The sequence below is a fragment of the Acinetobacter sp. CIP 102637 genome (genome assembly GCF_000368425.1).
In the GTDB taxonomy this organism is placed as follows: domain Bacteria; phylum Pseudomonadota; class Gammaproteobacteria; order Pseudomonadales; family Moraxellaceae; genus Acinetobacter; species Acinetobacter parvus.
On sequence record NZ_KB849435.1, the window covers coordinates 33,344 to 56,201 of the forward strand.

At 42.6% G+C, this 22,858-nt stretch carries 16 protein-coding genes and 1 pseudogene; 8 read left to right on the forward strand and 9 right to left on the reverse strand.

Annotated features, from left to right (window positions below):
* Nucleotides 1-96 precede the first annotated feature (96 nt).
* The 5 genes from F967_RS03385 to F967_RS03405 form a co-directional block, all read right to left on the reverse strand.
* On the reverse strand, nt 97-579 hold the full coding sequence (locus F967_RS03385) for a hypothetical protein (RefSeq protein WP_004760759.1): 483 nt from the start codon (nt 577-579) through the stop codon (nt 97-99).
* 202 nt (nt 580-781) lie between these two features.
* Complete coding sequence (locus F967_RS03390) at nt 782-1,204, reverse strand: hypothetical protein (protein WP_004760761.1); 423 nt, start codon at nt 1,202-1,204, stop codon at nt 782-784.
* 271 nt (nt 1,205-1,475) lie between these two features.
* A complete protein-coding gene (locus F967_RS03395) occupies nt 1,476-2,864 on the reverse strand; it encodes an efflux transporter outer membrane subunit (protein ID WP_004798203.1) in 1,389 nt (462 codons plus the stop codon).
* 284 nt (nt 2,865-3,148) lie between these two features.
* Nucleotides 3,149-5,140: a MacB family efflux pump subunit gene (locus F967_RS03400; RefSeq protein WP_004798205.1), complete on the reverse strand. Its 1,992-nt coding sequence runs from the start codon at nt 5,138-5,140 to the stop codon at nt 3,149-3,151.
* 1 nt (nt 5,141) lies between these two features.
* Nucleotides 5,142-6,479, reverse strand: a complete 1,338-nt coding sequence (locus F967_RS03405; RefSeq protein ID WP_004798207.1) for a MacA family efflux pump subunit — start codon at nt 6,477-6,479, stop codon at nt 5,142-5,144.
* A gap of 234 nt (nt 6,480-6,713) precedes the next feature.
* On the opposite strand from F967_RS03405, the gene F967_RS03410 reads away from it, so the two are divergent.
* On the forward strand, nt 6,714-7,613 hold the full coding sequence (locus F967_RS03410; protein WP_004798210.1) for a hypothetical protein: 900 nt from the start codon (nt 6,714-6,716) through the stop codon (nt 7,611-7,613).
* Nucleotides 7,614-7,630: 17 nt separating this feature from the next.
* Here F967_RS03410 and holA read toward each other — a convergent pair whose 3' ends face one another.
* From holA to F967_RS03430, 4 genes are all read right to left on the reverse strand, one after another.
* Nucleotides 7,631-8,614 carry a DNA polymerase III subunit delta gene (holA, locus tag F967_RS03415; RefSeq protein ID WP_004798213.1) on the reverse strand — a complete coding sequence of 328 codons (984 nt, stop codon included), beginning with the start codon at nt 8,612-8,614 and terminating at the stop codon, nt 7,631-7,633.
* A 9-nt stretch (nt 8,615-8,623) separates the two neighbouring features.
* Complete coding sequence (lptE, locus tag F967_RS03420; RefSeq protein ID WP_004681778.1) at nt 8,624-9,133, reverse strand: LPS-assembly lipoprotein LptE; 510 nt, start codon at nt 9,131-9,133, stop codon at nt 8,624-8,626.
* A 48-nt stretch (nt 9,134-9,181) separates the two neighbouring features.
* Nucleotides 9,182-11,806: a leucine--tRNA ligase gene (gene leuS / locus F967_RS03425; RefSeq protein WP_004798214.1), complete on the reverse strand. Its 2,625-nt coding sequence runs from the start codon at nt 11,804-11,806 to the stop codon at nt 9,182-9,184.
* A gap of 143 nt (nt 11,807-11,949) precedes the next feature.
* Complete coding sequence (locus F967_RS03430; RefSeq protein ID WP_004798216.1) at nt 11,950-12,300, reverse strand: DUF4124 domain-containing protein; 351 nt, start codon at nt 12,298-12,300, stop codon at nt 11,950-11,952.
* Between the two features lie 507 nt (nt 12,301-12,807).
* On the opposite strand from F967_RS03430, the gene F967_RS03435 reads away from it, so the two are divergent.
* From F967_RS03435 to F967_RS03465, 7 genes and pseudogenes are all read left to right on the forward strand, one after another.
* Nucleotides 12,808-14,535 carry an acetolactate synthase 3 large subunit gene (locus F967_RS03435; RefSeq protein WP_004798219.1) on the forward strand — a complete coding sequence of 576 codons (1,728 nt, stop codon included), beginning with the start codon at nt 12,808-12,810 and terminating at the stop codon, nt 14,533-14,535.
* Nucleotides 14,532-15,023, forward strand: a complete 492-nt coding sequence (gene ilvN / locus F967_RS03440; protein WP_004678407.1) for an acetolactate synthase small subunit — start codon at nt 14,532-14,534, stop codon at nt 15,021-15,023. The genes F967_RS03435 and ilvN overlap by 4 nt, the downstream gene beginning before the upstream one ends.
* A gap of 125 nt (nt 15,024-15,148) precedes the next feature.
* On the forward strand, nt 15,149-16,165 hold the full coding sequence (ilvC, locus tag F967_RS03445; RefSeq protein ID WP_004659026.1) for a ketol-acid reductoisomerase: 1,017 nt from the start codon (nt 15,149-15,151) through the stop codon (nt 16,163-16,165).
* Nucleotides 16,166-16,856: 691 nt separating this feature from the next.
* Nucleotides 16,857-18,920, forward strand: coding sequence for a putative bifunctional diguanylate cyclase/phosphodiesterase (locus F967_RS03450; RefSeq protein ID WP_004798221.1), 2,064 nt, complete (start codon nt 16,857-16,859; stop codon nt 18,918-18,920).
* 113 nt (nt 18,921-19,033) lie between these two features.
* Nucleotides 19,034-19,951: a LysR family transcriptional regulator gene (locus F967_RS03455; protein ID WP_034431022.1), complete on the forward strand. Its 918-nt coding sequence runs from the start codon at nt 19,034-19,036 to the stop codon at nt 19,949-19,951.
* A gap of 226 nt (nt 19,952-20,177) precedes the next feature.
* On the forward strand, nt 20,178-22,376 hold the full coding sequence (locus tag F967_RS03460) for an OsmC domain/YcaO domain-containing protein (RefSeq protein ID WP_004798223.1): 2,199 nt from the start codon (nt 20,178-20,180) through the stop codon (nt 22,374-22,376).
* A 224-nt stretch (nt 22,377-22,600) separates the two neighbouring features.
* Nucleotides 22,601-22,858, forward strand: a pseudogene (locus tag F967_RS03465) (RNA-guided endonuclease TnpB family protein); the annotation flags it as partial.

Genomic DNA, 22,858 nt, shown 5'->3' on the forward strand with positions numbered 1-22,858 from the left:
CCGCTTTTATAGCGGCTTTGTTTTTCAAGATTGTGAGATCTTCAAATTATAAAGTTGGGGTTAAGGCGGCGCGAAGCGTCCGCCTTAAATGAGTTGTTAGATTACTTTGTTGTACCCACAGTGCGATAGTTGCAGCACACGCAGGAGTGGATAATTCTCAGATATTGCGTTGCTCCTCATGACGCCACACCCAATAATTTTTGAGCGAATCTCTGCCATTAGCTCATCAATGGATAAAATCTGAGCGCCAGCAATAGTGTGCCTATCTTTCGGGTGTGATGGGAATACGGCAATTTGACGTAGTGGTGTTTCTGGCGGTAGCCAAGAAAAAACCTCCAAGAAGATGAGCTTTCTAGCGGCATCAAATTTCTTCTTGTATCTCATTTCTCTAGTTTCCCAAGTATGGGCATCTACAGATGGTTCATAGTGAACAAGATCACCGCTGTGGGGATTGAAGCCTATGACATCAAGTTCCATTTCCCATCCACCATGCTTCAATCGTCCGACTTTAGTATTTCTGCGAACGAGATAGCCTTGCCAATCAAGGTATTCAACGATAAGTGACTCTAGATGTGACATAAAAGTAATCTAACGATTAAGCTAAGGGGCGGGCTTTAGCCCGTCCCAGTGAGCGAAGCGAACGACTTGAGCGCCATGTTAGGCGAGGTGCCCAGGCGAGCGCGGTGATTGAAGGCTACCCGAACAGCGTGCGTGAAAGCACAACGAAAACGGCAGGCAGGACCTATTTAAGGGTCTTTTTTGTTTTTTAAAATGAGTTTATTTATTGGCCATAAAATAGGTTTTGGCACGCACCCGAATACTTGTGATCTTTGTCAAGTATATAATTTGTGATTAGTTTTGATTGGTTGTTTGTTCGAAGTATTAGTTTGCATCTCATGGTTACATTTTTTGTGTCGTATACGATTCCAGTTGTCATGCCTGGGCGATCTGTATTGTAGTAAGCATAGCTGTCAGACTCATAAGTTATGCTTTTTGTGCGAGAAAAATCCCAAATATAATCGGTTGTTTCATTGTTGATATTTTTGGCCATCAAAGGATTCCCCCATTTAGCTATGGCGGCATCAATTGGCTTTCCTTCCCATTGATTCTTTTGAATTACTTCAGGGATGGAAGGGATAGAGTTGCAGGCGCTTAATGCAAGGATTGATGCAATAATTATTGAGATATTAATGATTTTTTTCATTTAATTGCCTATGAATGTAAGGATTGTCCGTAATGTCGATTTTGATTGCCTAACTACAGTTATACGGCATATTATGCCGCATAACCAAAATGAAAATGCCATATAACCAATTTGAATCCTATTGGATGTAACTATATTTTGATAAGCATATAAAATAGCAATATTTGCATCAACACACAAACAATGTGAGATTAAATCAAAAGCGATCAACCCATTAAAAATTAACTAGAAGTTGAAAGGAATAATCATTAAAACAAGAGCACGCTCAATGCTATTGTTCAGGTAATTCTTTCACAGGACTCCCACCCAACGCTTGCATCAAAGTCACATAAGCATTGTATTGATTCTGCTTAGTTTCAACCAAGCTGAGTCGTGCATTACGGGCAGTTTCCTGCGCATCCAGTAAATTTTTTAATGCAATTGCCCCATTACGATAACGTACTTCGGTCAAACGTGTTGTTTTGTCTGCTAACTCAAGATTGCGTTGTTGCAGCTGTACTTGTTGGTCGAGTTGAGTTCGATTGGATAGCGCATTTTCAACATCAGCAAAAGCTTGGTACAGCGTTTGGCGATATTGAGTAATGGCTTTTTCATACTCAAGCTCGCTGATCGCAATATCTTTTTTCATATCATTATATTGAAGAAAAGGTAGGCTCAGGCTTGCCCCTAAAGTTAAAGCAGGGTTCTTTAACAGTTGGGTTAAAGAGGTGCTGGAAGTACCCAGATTACCCGTTAAATTGATGGATGGATAATAGCTGGCTTTGGTCGCATCTTTATTTGCTAAGGTTTTGCGTAGGCGTAATTCAGAAGCTTGTAAGTCTGGACGACGCGATAAAATATCAGCAGGGAGTCCAACCGCGATATTCGGTAGGGGATTGCGCGGTAACTGTGCGGGTTCCTGAATATTCAGTTGCTGTACAGGCATATGTAGCAATACAGCAATCGCAGTACGCGCTTCAACACGAAGCTGCTCAATTTGGCTTAAACTTGCTTTTTGGCTTTGCACCGATTGTTCCGCTTGAGTTAAATCTAAACCTGAAACCGCACCCGCTTTATATTGTGATTGCACCAAAGAATAGATTTTTTGGGTCGAAGCCAAGTTCTGCTGAATGGTTTGATAGCGTTCGTTCAGATAGCCAAGTTGCCAATATAATTTTGCCGTTGTGCCCACAAGGCTTTGTGCAGTGGCTTGTAAGTCTTGCTCACTGGCTAAGGCTTCCCAGCGGCTCGCTTCAGTTTGATTCATCAATTTACCGAATAAATCCAGTTCATAACTGACCCCAACACTGGTCGATAAACCACGGTCAGAGCCATCGCCTGAACGGAGGTCATAGTTATGACCTGTGGAAACACTCGAACTGGTACGAATGCCTTGTTTATTTTCAGCCAAACCTGCCTGTAAACGAGCTTGTTGCAGGGTAATCCCTGCAACAGTTAAGTCACTATTTTTAGCCAACACTTGATCGACCAGTTGATTCAGTTGGGCATCATTAAACAGTGTCCACCATTGATCAGTGAGATTCACATTCTTATTTTTTTGCGCATCGTACTGGAACTGTTGGGGCACTTGGACTGTAGGGGCGTTATATGGTGTTTTAACCACAGCAGAACAGCCAACTAGAGAGCTACTTAAACATAACGCAAGACTAAGCTTTTTCATTTCAGGTGTCCTTTATAGAAACAGGGCGGTGTCTTGCCGAGTTCTCATCGTATTACAGAGTAAGCCGTCGGCTTGACCTACTTTTCTTTCGGGATGAGGAGCGAAGCTCCGCAAGGGCAACCATCTTGCGCAGCTATCGCTGCTCACCGCAAAACTCGTTGACTACCGTCACCTAAGCTAATGAATCGCAGAAACAATACTTTATTAACGGAGTCCTGTCTCAAACAATTGCGGATGACGTTTCCGAGTATCATATTTTTTGATCAGTCCTAGTGGGCTTGAATTTATTCTCTCGCTAAAGCAGCAACTGGATCGAGTTGTGCCGCATTTCGTGCTGGCAAGAAGCCAAATACAATACCAATCATGCTTGAACACACAAAGGCCGCTACGATTGACGTGGTCGAATAACTCATTTCAATGATGCCTTTGGCGAAGTGTCCGATGATCTGTCCAATACCCAGAGAAAGCAGCACACCCAGCACACCACCCAATAAGCAGACTAAAATTGCTTCAATCAGAAATTGCTGCAAAATGTCACTTTGTCGAGCGCCAACGGCCATACGTACGCCAATCTCTTGGGTTCGTTCGGTCACAGAAACCAGCATAATGTTCATGACCCCAATACCACCGACCACCAGAGAAATCACCGCAATCGCTGAAATCAGCAGGGTCATAGTGGCTGTGGTTTGCTGAATGGTTTCCCGAATACTGTCGGAGTTTTGGGTAAATACGTCCTGTGCGCCGTGACGTTGTTCAAGTAGAGTCAAAATGGCATTTTCAGCGGCACTACTTGGATATTCATCTTTGATACGAACAATAATGCTGCGTACATTAGACTGCCCCAGCATACGGCTCATGACTGTCGAATAAGGCAAGTAAACATTCAAGCTGTCAGAGTTGCCCATAAAGCCTTGTTGAGCATCAATCACGCCAATAATACGGCTGGGTACACTGCCCAACAACAACACTTGACCAACAGGGTTGGTCCCATCAGCAAAGAAAGTTTTTTCCGTATTGGTATCAATCACCACGTCTTGGGCACGCTGAGTAACACTATTTTTGTCAAAAGCCTGTCCTGATTTAAATGTCATGCCACGGACATAGAAGAAATCTGCACTGACACCATTTACGGTTGCCGATGCTTCAGTATCTTTGTAACGTAGCGTCACACTGGTATTGGCAGATGGACTCACCCCATCGACGTATGGTTGTTCTGCCAAGGCTTCTGCATCAGCAGGCACTAGGGTTTTGACTTGTGAGGCACGTGAGTTATCGCCAAAGCCACGTCCCTGATATACAGTAATAGTGTTGGTGCCGAGACTGCTGATATTTGCCAGAATCTGCTTTTGCGAACCATTGCCCAGCGCAACCACAGAGACCACGGATGCGATCCCGATAATAATCCCGAGCATGGTCAGGAAAGTCCGCATGCGGTGGGCATTCATGGCCAGCAGTGCCATACGGAATGCTTCACCGAGACGGTCAAAGAAAGAACGCCAAGCCGAGGTTTTCTTTTGTGGTGTGCGTTGCAGGGTTTGATGTTCTAAATCAGAATCGGCATTTTCAGGCACGTTGGCACGGTCTGAAATAATATTACCGTCACTGATCTCGATAATACGAGTCGCATTTTTTGCAACATTAAGATCATGTGTGACCAGAATAATAGTATGACCTTTGGCGTTCAGCTCACGCAGAATGCGCATCACTTCAATACCGCTATTCTTATCCAAGGCACCTGTTGGCTCATCGGCAAGAATCACATCACCGCCATTCATCAAGGCACGGGCAATTGAAACACGTTGTTGCTGACCACCAGAAAGTTGGCTTGGGCGATGGTGTAAACGTTCTTCGAGTCCGAGTTCTGAGAGTAGCTCAGCAGAACGCTGTTGGCGAAGTTGGCTGTCTACGCCTGCGTAAATGGCTGGGACTTCAACATTACCAGAAGCACTCAAATCACCAAGTAAGTGATAACGCTGGAAAATAAAACCAAAATATTCACGGCGTAGTTGTGCAAGTTCATCTGGTTCTAGTTGGCCTGTTTCTCGACCATTAACCTTGTAACTCCCTGCGCTCGGCTTATCCAGACAACCCAAGATGTTCATCAGGGTCGATTTACCTGAGCCTGATTGCCCGACGATGGCAACTAGCTCACCTGCATAAATCTTTAGATTGATGCCTTTGAGGATTTGTACTGTTCCTTCGCCCGCGGGAAATTCACGGGTAAGGTTGCTGACCTCAAGTAATGGTTGTGAAGAATGTATTTGATCTCGGGTCATATTACATTCTCATTGCACGTTGATTGCTACGTTTTGCCGCCTCATTTGAGCTATCGGTTGCATCGGCAATCACCACCTGATCACCCTGTTTTAAGCCTTTCAATACTTGGGCGGTGACACGGTTGTTCAAGCCAATCAGCACAGGTTGCGGCTGGGCTGTACCATCAGCCTGTAGTACCCGAACCATTGCTATTGAAGCCTTGCCTTGCGCAATCAGCGCCTTGTCATCTTCAGTTAAATCCAGGCGTTTAGGATGCTCGGTTGTTTCAGCACCTGATTTTTTCGCCTGATCGCTGGATTTATTAGCATTGGCTGAACTGTCCTTACGATTTGCACGCTGGCTTTGGATCGCTGCCGCTGGAATGGTCAGTACATTTTTTGCCTCATTTAACACAATGTAGACCTGTGCAGTCATGTCAATACGCAGTTTGCCATCTTCATTTGGGACATCAAACAGGGCATTGTAGTACACGGCTGAACTTGAAGAAGATGAACTGCCACTGGTTGTTTCTGTATTAATGGAATTTGGTGCTGGTTCAACCTGACGCAGTTTTGCATAATGCTTTTTATCGCTGTTGCCCAGCGTGGTGAAATAAACGGTCTGGCCCTGTTCAACTTTCATCACATCGGCTTCTGAAATCTGTGCCTTGATGGTCATGGTATCCAGTTTTGCCAGCTTCACAATGGTTGGTGCAGACTGATTGGCATTTACCGTCTGGCCTTCTTCCGTGACAATCGCCACAATGGTTCCATCCATCGGTGCAACAATACGGGTATAACCCAGGTTTTCCTTTGTGGTTGCAAGGCTCAAACGCGATTGTTCAATCTGTGCATTAATCGAGGCAATCTGGGCCTGTGCCGTTTTATAGTTTGCCAATGCCGCCTCAAGTTCAGCGCGTGAGGTAGCATCCTGACTAAACATTGCCTGTTGACGTTTATATTCAGCTTCAACCTTGGCTAAGTTGGCCTGTTGCACTGCCAGTTGTGCCTGTTGGTTTTTAATGTTGGCTTCGGCGGTTTTAAGCTCATTCTCCTGACGAATGGAGTCAATCTGGGCAATCAACTGGCCCTGTTTAACCTGATCGCCCAACTGCACATACATCTTTTTCACCTGACCTGAAACTTGCGCACCGACACTCACCATTTTGGTGGCCTCAAGTACACCTGTTGCCAGCACCGAATCTTCAATATCACCTTTGCTGACTTCGGCACTAATGTACTGAGGCGCTTGATCTTTAGGTTTAAAGAAAAACCATGCAACGGCTGCAATAATCGTGACACCGATAGCGATTATTATTATTTTACTGAATGGTATTTTTTTAGAACTTGTTTTTTGCATGGCCACAGGTCAAAAATGAGAAACTTGGGCTAGTATAAAAGTGAAATGAGAAGAAAGCGTGGATGTTTTTAAACTAGAATGAGAATTATTTTATGAAAAGACCCTCCTCATTTGAGGATATATTTTGGCCGAAAAATTCTTTATGATTGTTTAAGGTAAACTTAAGATAAGTGTGAATGTATTCTTGCATTTCATCTAAATCTTGAGGTGTTTGGTAAAACGGGGGGGATTCAGATGAAATCTGTATTAAAAAAAGAACATTCTTTAATTTGTGTGACAATATTAAGTGCAATGTTTGGTTTAACAGGGTGTGGTGGAAGTGATGGGGAAAGTAAATTTGATATTACGAGACCAATTGAATCAACGTTAGAGATCACTTTGGATGGTATATTTACTGATTCTGATGAGATGACAGTTGAGTTTGATGGTGAAAAGGCAGTCATAATAGACTACGGTAATTCAATTTTTGGTACAAATCCGAGTGTGATCCCTTTAGGTAAACCTCTAATTCAAGACATTCGTTGTAATACTCAATCATGTACAGGTTTATTGGGAGTACCATCTGTTTCCAATGGTGTACTGGATCGTGTGCGTTGGGAAGCAGTCACATTAACCCCAGCAAAAGATGACCAGATTACTTTGGAAAATGTATCATTAGGAAAATATACGCTTAGCCCGAAAAAAGAAGATGTGATAAATGGTGGAAGTGGTCAAGTTAAGACGACACTTCAATATGATGCTTCTTGTAATGAATGGTGGGATGCATTATCGAATCATGGTGCTGGGAGGACTTGGCGAGCAACATGGACGAGAAACGATCCCTTTGATATAGGATATAATCCTTTTTCGGATAATAATCCAGGAGATTTAACGTTTAAGTTTTCAGGTCAAAAAGATTATGAATTTCACCATAAAATTCCAGAAGACAGTTATAGTGGCGATGTTGTGAAAGGGGAAGTACATTTTGGGGGGCGGATGGATAATGTATGGCCGATACCAGAGGGTAAAGTAGGATATTGTCGTTTTGTAGTAAGCCCTGTTGTAATTTTCCCATACTCGCTTTCTACGGGTGAACTTGTCTTGATTAATATTGATACTTATGAACCTATACTAAAACTTAAATCTGAGCAATAGACATTATTGGGAGAAATCTAAAATAATTGTTTCCCACACAATTCCCCAACAGCCTGCAACATCAAATATTCAGGCTTTTCTTTCGACATACCTTTAATGGCGGCATCAATACGCAACAGTAAATCAGACCAGGTCAGAAACTGGCGTGGATTCAAGCGCCGTAACGCCTGTTGATATTGTGAAACCTTGGTGTTCCAGATACCAAGCTGTAGGGCATTGTGTGGTTGCTCAAACAACTGCATCAATAGACGCATTTCCTTGCTGAGTGTCCATAAAATCAGGCTGTCAGGCTCGCCAGCCGCAATCAGGTACTGATAAATCTTGACCGACTGTGCTAGGTTGCCTGCCAACAAGGCATCACTTAAATCATAAGTAGTATAACGGGATTGATCCTGTAAACAGGCATACAGTTGTTCAGTCTGAATTTGCTTAAGATCTGGAAATGTGTCCGCAACCCGCATCAGGCTGTTTTTTGCAGCCAGTAAATTATGTTCATGGTGCTGCATCAGCCATTGCCATGCATCATTGTTGAGTTGAATCCCTAGTTTTTCTGCCTCAATGCCTAGGATACGTTGCCGATCCTGCGGGTAGGTGGCGGTTAGCGCAACCACCACACCATTGGCTTCCACGGTCTGAAAAAAGGCTGTCTTTAAACTGCTGCTGTCCTGTTTGGGTAAAACAATCAGGAGTAAGTTGTGTTCATTATGCTGAATATAATTTTTAAGCTGTTTTAGACCGTTGGCATCTGGCTTGATATTGCCATGCACTTCAATCGCAAGCTGTTGTGAAAATAATGACAAACTATTCAGCGCATTAAAGACATTTTTCCAGTCATTCACGTTGCCAATATCGTAGCGTTGCCGCTCAACTTCCTGCTGTTGCCAGCTTTTGCGAAAGGCATCCAGCAGGTTTTGTTCAAGCAGGGGTTCCTGACCGTGCATAATCCATGCACCACGGGCTTCATGGACACGCTTTAGGGCTTGAACATAATCCAGCTTCATAATGACAGCTTAGGGTTGAGCTTTAGGCAAGCGGTTTGCGGCAATTTGACGCGTCAATTGTTGTGCCAGATCATCAATCACAATACGGTTGAGATAGGCTTCTTGCTGGTTGTCAGTGTTGACGGTTGCCACATCATATTGATAGCTACGGGAAGCTGTTAAGGTACGTGGTTCAGTCATCTTGCGACCCTGATGGTCCTCAATCTGAAAAGTCACCGTTAAACGCAGTAGCACCTCTGTCAATTTACCATTCAACAACTGGCGGCGAGGGGTGTAATCCAGAATACGCAATACATAGGCATCATTGGCATTGCTGAGCTGCACACCCGTTGCACTGAGGTAGATACTTAAACGATTTTCAAGCTCATCGGTATTGTCAGGTAGAACCAGGGTGAGTTTATTGTAGACCAATGGCGTTGCGGCTGGGTTGCTTCCCTTGAGATGAAAACCACAACCGACTAAGCCAGCACTTAGACCCAAAGTTAAAACAATAGCAGCGAGACGTTGCGCTAAGTGCATAAATATCCCTCATAGACAATGAGGGCGTATACAATACGCCCCTACAGTTTAAACGACTAAATTCACCAATTTGTTTGGCACAACAATTTCTTTCTTGGTTGGACCTGTCAGGAATTGCTGAACTTCTGCCAAGGCTTTTGCCTGTGCCAATAAATCTTCTTTGGAAATATCAACAGCAACTTCCAGCTTACCACGAAGCTTGCCATTCACCTGTACAACAATCGTTTGCGTATTGCGGGTCAAGGCTGACTCGTCCACCTGAGGGAATTCAGCCGAGGTTAAATCAATACCAAACTGAGCTAACAGGGTCTGGCTTAAATGTGGTGCAAATGGTGCAAGTAATGTCAGCAAGGTTGTGATTGCTTCACGTTCAACCGCAACATCGTGATCATCCTTGGCTTCAAACTTGTTGGTTGCATTCAACAATTCCATTAATGCGGCAATGGCAGTGTTAAAGGCGTGACGACGTTCAATGTCATCACCCACTTTCTGAATCGTTTCATGGGTTTTACGGCGTAGATCCTGTGCATCTTTAGAAAGATTTGCGCTATCAATTGCACTCGTCTGATTGCCTTTTTCAAGGAAACTAGTAGCCAAACGCCATACACGTTTTAGGAAGCGGTTGGCACCTTCAACCCCTGCATCTGACCATTCCAAAGACTGGTCAGGTGGGGCAGCAAACATCATAAACACACGGGCGGTATCTGCGCCGTACTGGTCGATAATCGCCTGCGGGTCAATGCCGTTGTTTTTCGACTTGGACATTTTTTCTTGTCCACCGATAACCACATCCTGACCATCACCTGAATATTTTGCTGAAAGCACACGGCCTTTTTCATCTTTTTCTAAAATAATGTCGGCAGGGTTGAACCAAGTTTTTTTGCCATTTTCAGCTTCACGGTAGAACGTATCCGCCAAAACCATGCCCTGTGTCAACAAGTTGGTAAATGGTTCGTTGCCCTGAACAACACCCTCATCACGCATCAACTTATGGAAGAAACGTGCATAAAGTAAGTGCAAAATTGCGTGCTCTACACCACCGATATATTGATTCACAGGAAGCCAGCTTTGCGCCGCTTCTGGTTTAACCATTCCGTCAGTAAAGTCTGGAGATGCATAACGCGCATAATACCAAGATGATTCTACAAAGGTATCCAAGGTGTCTGTTTCACGACGCGCATCGCCGCCACAGCTTGGACACTTAGTTTCATAGAATTCAGGCATCCTATTCAATGGGTTACCAGAACCATCTGGAACCACATCAGTTGGTAATACCACTGGCAATTGATCTTCTGGCACTGGGACTTGACCACAGCTGTTACAGTTGATCATTGGAATTGGACAACCCCAGTAACGCTGACGAGATACACCCCAGTCACGTAAACGGAATTGAACCTTAGCATTTGCTAAACCTTGTGGTTCTAATTTTGCGAGGAAAGCATCATAAGCAGCTTGGAAATCTAAACCGTCAAATTCGCCAGAATTGACCAATTTACCTTCTTTAGAGCCGTACCATTCCTGCCATTCTGTTGCTGAGTATTCAGCGTCATCAGCGCCTTTGGCATCAATCACTTGTTTGATTGGTAAGTTGAATTTATTGGCAAATTCGAAGTCACGCTCGTCATGTGCTGGTACGGCCATCACCGCACCAGAACCATATGACATCAATACATAGTTTGCGATCCAAACTGGTAGGTCTGCACCTGTCACTGGATGCTTAACAAATAAGCCGGTTGCCATGCCTTTCTTTTCGGCAGTGGCTAAATCAGCCTCAGCAACCGATCCCATGCGACATTCTTCAATGAATGCAGCCAATTCAGGATTATTTTCAGCAGCCTTCAACGCCATTGGATGTTCAGCCGCAACCGCAACATAGGTCGCACCCATTAAGGTATCACCGCGAGTGGTATAAACCGTTAATCCGTCGGCATAAATTTCGGTGTTGCTCGATGGGAAGGTAATTTCCATACCCGTAGAGCGACCAATCCAGTTACGTTGCATGGTTAACACTTGTTGCGGCCAACCATCTTTCAATGTATCTAAATCGTCTAATAATTCTTGTGCATAGTCGGTGATGCGGAAGTAGTACATTGGAATATCACGTTTTTCCACCAATGCACCAGAACGCCAACCACGACCATTTTCAACTTGTTCATTGGCTAAAACGGTTTGGTCTACAGGATCCCAGTTTACAGTTGAAAGCTTACGATAGATCAAGCCTTTCTTATAAAGCTGAACAAATAACCATTGTTCCCAGTGATAGTATTCTGGTGTACAGGTCGCAAATTCGCGATCCCAATCGACAGATAAACCCAATTTTTTTAATTGGTCACGCATATATGCGATATTTTCAAATGTCCATTTTGCTGGTGCAACTTGATGAGCGATCGCGGCATTTTCAGCTGGTAAACCAAATGCATCCCAGCCCATTGGTTGTAATACCGTTTCACCTTTTAAACGATAAAAACGGCTGATCACGTCACCAATGGTGTAGTTACGCACATGCCCCATATGCAGTTTGCCACTTGGATAAGGGAACATCGACAGGATATAGCGATGTTTGCCCTCTACAGTGTCTGCAACTTTAAAAACTTTGCGATTGTCCCAGTCTTGTTGAACTTGAGGCTCAATGGCACTTGCTTGATATTCGGAGTCAATGTGAGAAGTCGTCATAGGGATATGCGATACAACAAAAAAGTAAAGTTAAGATTGCTGCACAGCATAGCGCAAAATCAGGTGAAATGTCAGTTTTTAGCAGTGTTTTTATTGGATATAAGTGAGGAGAATGTCTTGGACACTCTCCGTAAACTTTTGAGTTATCGATCTGCCAGCGCTTCTGCTATTTGTATATTTTGAGGTTGGTATGTTTCATCTCTAGGCGTACTTTCTTGTTGAGGATGATTTGTTGTCGATGTGGTGGTGTGTTGAGGTGATTTTTGCTGATTTTGTGAAGATGCATTGGGACTGCTTTGATTGTTATTTGAACCATAGGTTGAAATTTTATCTAAGCGTTTTGCTCCTTTAGGTGGTGGAGTAGTGGTGTAATGGGTCGAACCATTCGCATCGATCCATTTATAATATTGTTGAGCATATATTTGGCCAGAACAGAACATGAATAAACTGGTTAAGGTTGTGGATATGATTGTTTTTAAACGAGATGATTGCATTTTCATTTTCCCCAAGATCATTTGATCTGATCAGTTGTTTAATATTCAAAATAAATACTTTAACTGGAATTTATAAATACCAAAAGTACAATAATTGAAATAAAACTCATTTGAATATGCTGTTATTTTTATAACTGCACTGTTTAAAAAAACAGCAGCCAAAAAATATTATATAAAATCTGTTCCTTTAATCTTGACTTTGTGCAGGAAAGCAACAAAAATGCTTGCTTTAGTTTTATATGTGTTTATTTGATCACCCTTCGAATAAATAACATGGCTTGCAATGGACATTCTTTCTAGCCGAGAGGATGATTTTTTGAAATATGTTTATCCCAACATGTTTTGATTCGAGATGTAATAACAGCTTATACGGCTGATGAGTCAGAAAATTTTTCCTATTGCAGCAAAAACGAGTAGAATATGCACACTTATAAAAAGTGCATAAATTAATGAATGAAACACAGTTTATGTCTTCCATAAATTGTGCAAACACTAGGGTGAATCACGTTGGAACTTTTATCTGGTGGTGAAATGCTCGTTCGCGCCCTTGCGGACGAAGGCGTAGAGCATGTTTTTGGTTATCCAGGCGGCGCAGTTTTACATATCTATGACGCGCTATTTCAACAAGACAAAATCAATCATTACCTCGTACGTCATGAACAAGCAGCAGGTCACATGGCTGATGCTTACTCGCGCGTAACAGGCAAGACGGGTGTTGTACTAGTGACTTCTGGTCCAGGTGCAACCAATACAGTCACACCAATTGCAACTGCTTATATGGACTCAATCCCAATGGTGATTTTGTCTGGTCAGGTTGCGAGTCATTTAATTGGTGAGGATGCATTCCAAGAAACTGATATGGTGGGTATTTCTCGCCCAATCGTAAAACACAGTTTCCAAGTACGTCACGCTAGCGAAATTCCTGCAATTATTAAGAAAGCATTTTATATTGCGTCTTCTGGCCGCCCAGGTCCAGTTGTAGTTGATATTCCAAAAGATGCGACTAATCCAGCAGAAAAATTTGCTTATGAATACCCAGAAAAAGTGAAAATGCGCTCTTATCAGCCACCTTCACGCGGTCATTCAGGTCAAATTCGTAAAGCAATCGATGAATTGATTTCAGCGAAGCGCCCAATCATTTATACGGGTGGTGGTGTTGTTCAAGGCAATGCTTCAGGTCTATTGACTGAGCTTGCGCATCTATTGGGTTACCCTGTAACCAATACCTTGATGGGATTAGGTGCATTCCCAGGTAACGATCCACAGTTCGTGGGTATGTTAGGGATGCATGGTACATATGAAGCCAACATGGCGATGCACAATGCGGATGTGATTTTAGCGATCGGTGCGCGTTTTGATGACCGTGTAACCAATAATCCTGCAAAATTCTGTACCAATGCAAAAGTCATTCATATCGATGTTGATCCAGCAACGATTTCGAAGACGATTATGGCACACATCCCAATCGTGGGTGCTGTAGAGCCAGTTCTTCAAGAAATGCTGGTGCAATTGAAACAAATGAACGTATCTAAGCCAAACCCTGAAGCGATTGCGGCATGGTGGTCTCAAATTAATGAGTGGCGTAAAGTTCATGGTTTGCGTTATGAAGAAGGTCAAAATGGTGTGATGAAACCTCAGCAAGTGGTTGAGGCATTAGATCGTGTGACCAATGGTGAAGCAATCATCACTTCTGACGTAGGTCAACATCAAATGTTTGGTGCAAACTACTATAAATATAAGCGTCCACGTCAATGGATTAACTCTGGTGGTCTTGGAACGATGGGCGTGGGTTTACCTTATGCCATGGCTGCAAAGCTTGCATTCCCTGACCAACAAGTGGTTTGTATCACTGGTGAAGCATCAATTCAGATGTGTATCCAAGAATTATCAACATGTAAGCAATATGGCTTAAATGTGAAAATTCTATGCTTAAACAACCAAGCTTTGGGTATGGTTAAGCAGTGGCAAGACATGAACTATGAAGGGCGTCATTCAAGCTCTTATGTAGATTCTTTACCTGATTTTGCAAAATTGATGGAAGCTTATGGTCACGTAGGTATTCAAATCAATCATGCAGATGAATTGGAATCTAAACTGGCTGAAGCAATGGCAATTAATGATAAATGTGTATTCATTAATGTCATGGTTGATCGTACAGAACATGTTTATCCAATGTTGATTGCAGGTCAGTCGATGAAAGATATGTGGTTAGGTAAAGGGGAGCGCACGGCATGAGACACATTATCTCTGTACTTGTAGAAAATGAAGCAGGCGCGCTTTCTCGTTTGGTCGGTTTATTCTCTCAACGTGGTTACAACATTGAGACTTTAAACGTTGCGCCAACTGAAGATGAAACTTTATCTCGTTTGACGCTGACAACCTATGGCGATGATCACAAAATCGAGCAAATCACAAAACAACTGAATAAATTGGTTGAAGTGGTTAAGGTGGTTGATTTGTCAGAAGGTGCACATATTGAGCGCGAGCTTATGTTGATTAAAGTGAAAGCTTTAGGTGCCGCTCGTGCGGAAATTAAGCGTACAGCTGATATTTTCCGTGCTCAAATCGTTGATGTAACACCGACGACTTATACGATTCAGATCGCAGGTACGACTGATAAGATCGATGGTTTTATTGATGCACTTGCAGAGAACACCATCCTTGAGGTTGTGCGTTCAGGTGTATCGGGCATCGCTCGTGGTGAAAAAGTTTTAACAGTTTAAATATAGTTCTCCCCCTGAGTGGTATTGCCACGCAAGAGGGGGAGTTAGAGGGGGTTATGTCGACCCCACCCTAACCCTCCCCTTGAAAATGGGAGGGAAGTTAAAGATTCTAATGGAGAAAACAGATGCAAATTTTTTACGATAAAGACTGTGACTTATCAATCATCCAAGGCAAAAAAGTTGCAATCATTGGTTATGGTTCACAAGGTCATGCTCATGCACTTAACTTGAAAGATTCTGGCGTTGACGTAACTGTTGGTTTACGTGCTGGTTCAGCATCTTGGAAAAAAGCTGAAAATTCAGGTCTTAAAGTATCTGAAGTTCCAGCAGCTGTTGCTCAAGCTGACTTAGTGATGATTTTGACTCCAGATGAGTTCCAATCTCAACTTTATCGTGATGTGATTGAGCCAAATATCAAAGAAGGCGCGACTTTAGCATTTGCTCATGGTTTTTCTATTCTTTATAACCAAGTTGTTCCACGTAAAGATTTAGACGTAATCATGGTTGCTCCAAAAGCACCAGGTCACACTGTACGTTCTGAATATCAACGTGGTTCAGGTGTTCCTGACTTAATCGCAATTCACCAAGATGCTTCTGGTAATGCACGTAACGTTGCTCTTTCTTACGCTTCAGGTGTAGGTGGTGGTCGTACAGGTATTATCGAAACTTCTTTCCGTGAAGAAACTGAAACTGACTTATTCGGTGAGCAAGCAGTTCTTTGTGGTGGTGCTGTTGAATTGGTTAAAATGGGCTTCGAAACTTTGGTTGAAGCTGGTTATGCACCAGAAATGGCTTACTTCGAATGCTTACATGAACTTAAGTTAATCGTTGACTTAATGTTCGAAGGCGGTATTGCTGACATGAACTACTCAGTTTCTAACAATGCTGAGTACGGTGAATATGTGACTGGTACTGAAGTAATCAACGAACAGTCTCGTGAAGCAATGCGTAACGCGTTGAAACGTATCCAGTCTGGTGAATATGCGAAAATGTTCATTCAGGAAGGTGCGTTGAACTACCCATCTATGACTGCTCGCCGTCGTCAAAATGCTGCACACGGTATCGAAGTAACAGGTAATAAACTTCGTGCAATGATGCCTTGGATTCAAGCAAACAAAATCGTTGATAAAGAGAAGAACTAAATTTTAGTTTAATCTTTAAAAGCCCTTGTTTGTACAGGGGCTTTTTTATTGGATCATCCTAATGTTGCGCATTGGTGAGGTATAGCTCCAATCTTACGTATTGGTCTTACGAAGTGATGCTTCACATGCTTTTCTATTTCGTTGCTCCTTGCGCAGGATACCCTAATAAGTGTTGAAGCAAACAAAATCGTAGAAAAAGAGAAAGCTCAGTTTTATCTCTGAGTTAAAAGAACCCTCTTGTTGGTAAACGAGGTTTTTAATGCTGCTGATAACAGAGTTATAATAGTATAAAAATTAAAAAAGTTTATATGTGTCTCTGATAAGCATTTTATATCGTGCTTAGTGCACGAGAAAAACAAAAAAACTGCAATCAGACTTAAGTTCATAGGGCAGTTTAAAACAAATAAGAAGTAGCTACTTAAATAAGAAAAACACTTAGCAAAAATAAATTGGTCTTTCGGTGAAAAGTGCAATAAAAAAAGCAAGTCTTTTTATAGGTTTGGAGTAATTATATGTTTTTATTCTATTGATTTATAAAATGAAAAAGACTTGACCTTATGTTATATGATGTTATTGTTAAGGAAAGATTATGACTGCTATTCGTATCTTTTTTTGAGTGTGAAAGATCGTTCTGAGCCTAGGCAATTTGCTCGGCAAATAAAAAAGTCATGGATAATCATGGAATTCCTTTATGGTACACGTTGATTACGATAGTACATTGGTCATCGTTTCCATTCTGGTTGCGGTGGCAACATGCTATGCCGCATTTTCAATGGAAGAGCTGGTTTTCAAGACCGCTTATAAAAAGTTTGAAAAAAGCATTCTGGTTGCGAGTGGCTTAATCCTGGGGTTGGCGATATGGGCAATGCATTTTGTGGGAATGCTAGCGATTCATTTGCCAGAAAGCTATCATTTTGATCTGGGGTTAACGACGCTTTCCTATATGGTGGGTACAATTGCCTCTATTTTTGCGGTGTGGCTGACTTCACGTCCAACCTTGCCTTTGCCTCGCCTGATTCTTGGTGCTGTGTTTATGGGCTTGGGTATAGCGGGTATGCATTATACAGGCATGATGGCTCTGACAGTTGAATATTATCAGATGCATTATGATCCCTTATTGGTTATTTGCTCAGTTTTAATTGCAATCAGTGGGGCTGGTCTAAGTTTCTTCTTTATCTTTAAAGATAAGTCAGCAGTCAGGTATCGGATTGGGCTAAAAGCCATTGTTGCGCTGTTAATGGCGCTGAGTATTGTCGGTATGCATTACACAGGTATGGCGGCAACCTATTTTGATGCAAGTATTATTAAGGCCTTGAATGCAGCACAGACAGAGCAAAGTGTATTGTTGTTCACAATCATCTTTATTACCAGTCTGGTGTTTGTCGCAGGTTTTGCTGTTGCGGTTTTAGAATCTAGACTGGAAGAGCGTAATCAACAACTCACTTTTATAAATAAAGAGCTTGAGATTCAGTCTCTGCATGATGCCCTAACCAAGCTGCCTAACCGTATGTATTTAACCGAGTATGCAGAGGTTGTGTTTAGCCATCATCGCTTGCATGAGCAAAAGGCTGCCTTTTTATATATTGACCTGGATGGTTTTAAGTCGGTGAATGATGCTTTTGGGCATCATATTGGGGATCAGTTGTTGGTCCAGATGGCCAATCGTCTACACAATAAGCTAAATCAAAGCCATAAGTTATTCCGTATAGGTGGCGATGAATTTGTCCTGATATCTGAAAATACCGATATCAACGAGGCAATACAGCTTGCCGAAGAAATTCTGCATTTTATTCAGGGAACTTATTTAATTGCCAGCAAAGACATAAACATATCCGCGAGCCTTGGGATTGCGATGTATCCTGAACATGGCACCAATATTCAGGATTTGTTGATTAATGCCGATGTTGCCATGCTGGTGTCAAAAGATCAGGGGCGTAATACCTATACCGTGTTCCAGTCCATGAGCGATCAGCAAGATGTACGCAGCCAGTCCAAACTGATCAATGATTTATATAAGGCGGTTGATGAGCAGCAGTTTGTCTTGTTTTACCAGCCAAAATTTACCGCGAACTATGAAGTCTGTGGTGTGGAGGCTCTGATTCGCTGGAAGCATCCAGCTTTGGGGCTGCTTACGCCACAAATGTTTATTGAAAGTGCTGAAAAAACGGGTTTAATTATTCCCATGGGATATTGGGCGCTGGAACAAGCCTGTCAACAAATTCAGAAATGGGAGCAGAGCAAGAACCCGTTTTATCCAATTGCAGTGAATCTGTCAGCATTACAGTTTGAAAATAAGAAATTATTCAGTGTCCTTGAACAATTATTGGAAAAATATCAAATCCAACCTCACAACCTGATCCTGGAGATTACTGAATCAACTGCAATGCATCACATTGATTCAACTATTCGTACCCTGGAACGCCTGCGTAAGCTCGGTATTCGAATCGCAATAGATGACTTTGGAACGGGTTACTCAAGCTTCCTGTATTTAAAAAATTTACCTGTCGATGAACTCAAAATTGACCGTGGTTTCCTCATGGATTTACAACCCAATTCCAAAGAAGAAGCGATTTTAGAAAGTATAATTCATCTTGCTGCAAAATTAGGTTTGATTGTCACGGCTGAGGGAGTGGAAACACAGCAACAAGCGGATATTCTTAAAAATTTAGGCTGTAATCAATTACAGGGATACTTGCTTGGCAGGCCTGTTAAGATTGATAGTTTGGTATTGCAAGGGCAGCCACATTTTGCCTAATTTTAAATAATCTGGTTTTATAACAGATGAATTTAATTCAATTTTGTCTATATAAATATTGTCTGCTCAATTGTATTGACACAAGCTAAGGCATGTTTTACTGGTTTATTAGTATGTTAGAACTTCGTCATTTAAAGACATTAACCGCCTTGCGCGAACACGGTTCATTGGTTGCAGCGGCAACTGACCTGTATTTAACACCGTCTGCGATTTCTCATCAATTAAAAGAGCTGGATCAATGGTTTGGCGTGGAGGTTGTGAATCGCCGTAGCCGACCTGTTTCATTTTCCCATGTTGGTTTACGTCTGTTAAAGCTGGCGGATGATGTGTTACCGCAGATCCAGATCGCACATACCGATATTGCTCGTATTGTGCATGGGCAAACAGGCAGAATTATCTTCTCTTCGGAATGTCATAGTTGCTTTGACTGGCTGATGCCGTTGTTGAATCAATACCGCCAGCAATATCCAGATGTTGATCTGGATTTTGTCTCAGGTTTCGAGTCCAATCCTCATGAGTTATTACAAAATGAGGAATTTGATTTACTGATTACTGCAGACCCAATTGCTTTAAAAGGTATTGAGTATTTTCCAATTTTTGAATATGAATCCAGACTGGTTTTGTCCAACACTCATCCACTGGTTCGGGTGGAAAAGATTACGGTACAGGAGTTGGCGGAGCAAACATTAGTGACTTATCCTGTAGATAAACACCGTTTGGACATTATGGCGAAACTATTTATTCCAGCCAATCTGCATCCGAAAGAAATCCGCACAACGGAACTAACGCAAATGTTGATCCAACTGGTTGCCAGCGGGCGCGGGATTTCGGCACTCCCTGACTGGGTGGTAAATGAATATGAGCAAAAAGGTTGGGTCACTTCGCGCCGTCTGGATTGTGTCTCACCCAAAGGTCTCCGACGCACACTCTATGCAGGCTATCGCACTGAAGATAAAGACAAGAGTTATTTTGAGGGCTTTTTAAATCAACTGGATAAGTTTTCTAAAAAGCGTAATCATTATTATGACTAGGCTTGAATGGGCTGGTTGTATGTCGATTGGAAACACGGACAAACATTATCAATTCAGGCAAATCCCTCTATAATGCGGCATATATTATCTTGGCTTATCATGAGTGCTCATTGATCGTGATGAACCTCATTTATTATTCTGTTTAAGTCCATTTCAGATCGTTATTCTATTCATATTTACACGCTTATGTGCCGATGCTGGTACATAAGAGGCATTAGGTACCAGCATGGAAATCAAGGTTAATTATCTCGACAATCTTCGTCAGGAAGCCAAGTTCGATGATTTTACAGTAATTGCAGATCAACCGATCCGCTATAAAGGCGATGGCTCAGCCCCAGGGCCATTCGACTACTTTCTGGCTTCATCTGCGCTGTGTGCGGCTTACTTCGTCAAGGTGTACTGTGCGGCGCGTGATATTCCAACTGACAATATCCGCCTGTCACAAAACAACATTGTTGACCCTGAAAACCGCTATAAACAGATTTTTAAGATTCAGGTGGAATTGCCTGCCGATATCTCTGAAAAGGACCGTCAGGGGATTCTACGCTCGATTGACCGCTGTACCGTCAAGAAAGTAATCCAGACAGGCCCTGAGTTTATCATTGAAGAAGTTGAAAGCATTGATGCCGATGCCCAGGCCTTGCTGATGCCAAGCCTGACTTCGGAGAGCAGCACTTATATTCAGGGCAAAGATTTACCTTTAGAACAGACCATTGCCAATATGTCTAGCATTTTGGCTGGCTTGGGTATGAAGATTGAAATTGCCTCATGGCGTAATATTGTACCCAATGTCTGGTCACTGCATATTCGTGATGCACAATCGCCGATGTGTTTTACCAATGGCAAGGGTTCAACCAAGGAAAGTGCTTTGGCATCGGCACTGGGCGAATTTATTGAGCGTTTAAACTGTAACTTCTTCTATAACGACCAGTTTTGGGGAGAAGAGATCGCCAATGCTGAATTTGTGCATTATCCTGATGAAAAGTGGTTCCAGCCAGGCCCGAATGGTGAATTGCCAGTAGAAATTCTGGATGAATACTGCCTAGAGATTTACAATCCTGAGAATGAATTGCTGGGCACACATTTATATGACACCAACTCAGGTAATACTGAGCGGGGCATCTGTTCATTGCCATTCGTACGGCAATCGGATGGTGAAATGGTGTATTTTCCATCCAACCTGATTGAAAATTTATATCTTAGTAACGGTATGAGCGCAGGCAATACCTTGGCGGAGGCACAGGTACAATGTTTATCGGAAATCTTTGAACGTGCGGTGAAACGTGAGATTCTGGAGGGTGAAATGACCCTGCCAGATGTGCCGCAACAGGTCTTGGAGAAATACCCAGGTATTTTAGCAGGCATCAAAGGTTTGGAGGAACAAGGTTTTCCTGTATTAGTCAAAGATGCTTCGCTGGGTGGTCAGTTCCCCGTGATGTGTGTGACGCTGATGAATCCACGTACAGGCGGAGTCTTTGCTTCATTCGGTGCGCATCCAAGTTTTGAAATTGCGTTGGAACGTAGCCTGACTGAGTTGTTGCAGGGGCGCAGTTTTGAGGGTCTCAATGATTTACCACAGCCAACGTTCCAAAGTAATGCGGTGACTGAACCAAACAACTTTGTGGAACACTTTATTGATTCCAGCGGTTTGGTGTCATGGCGCTTTTTTAGCTCCAAAGCTGATTTCGATTTTGTCGAGTGGGACTTTACCCACCAGGGTCAAAACAGCAATGTGGAAGAAGCGGAAGAACTGTTTGCTATCCTTGAACAGATGGGCAAAGAAGTCTACATGGCGGTGTATGAACATTTAGGTGCAACCGCCTGCCGTATCTTGGTGCCTGACTATTCCGAGATTTATCTGGTAGAAGACCTGATCTGGGACAACACCAACAAGGCCCTGTTATTCCGTGAAGATATCCTGAACCTGCATCGTCTGGATAATGATAGCCTTGAGGCCTTGGTTGAGCGTCTGGAAGAATGTGAGCTGGATGACTACACCGAAATCGCCACCTTGATTGGTATCGAATTTGATGACAATACCGTGTGGGGGCAACTGACCATTCTTGAGTTAAAACTGTTGATTTATCTTGCTTTAGAGCAATTTGAAGAAGCAAAAGAATTGGTCGGGCAGTTCCTGCAATACAACACCAACACGGCTGAGCGAGGCTTATTCTATCAGTGCATGAATGTGGTGCTGGAGGTGATTCTGGATGATGAGCTGGAATTGGATGATTATCTAATTAACTTCCGCCGTATGTTTGGTGATGAACGAATGGACGCGGTACTTGGATCGGTAGATGGCAGTGTCCGTTTCTATGGTCTCACCCCAACCAGTATGAAACTGGAGGGGCTAGATCGACACTTACGCCTGATTGACAGTTATAAAAAGTTGCATGCCGCACGTGCCAGAGCGGTTGCTGCCTAGTGAGCTAAAAGTTATGGGTGCAATCCTTGTATTTGTAGATTGCACCTTACGGTTTCAGGTTTAAAACGCTTCCTGATACGAAAAGGAATTTATCCATTGGAGCGTAAAACCTCGGGGTTTAGCCCGACGATATAAGCGACTGGCGTAAGCCATACGACATGAAATGTCGTTTTAAATACTTTTGCTATAATCACTATTAAGAAAAATACGGTTAAAATAATTGTATGAAGACACTCAAATTACGAATAAAAGACAAACATTGCAAGATGCTAGACCAACTAGCGTTGGAGGTAAACTTTGTTTGGAATTATGTCAATGATTTGTGTTTCAAGCATCTACAACGCAAACAACAATTCTTTTCAGCATACGATATTGCTAAATACACAAAAGGCACATCGAAAGAATGTAATTTGCATAGCCAAACGATTCAGGCGGTCACAGAAGAATTAGTGACAAGACGCAAGCAATTCAAAAAAGCAAAA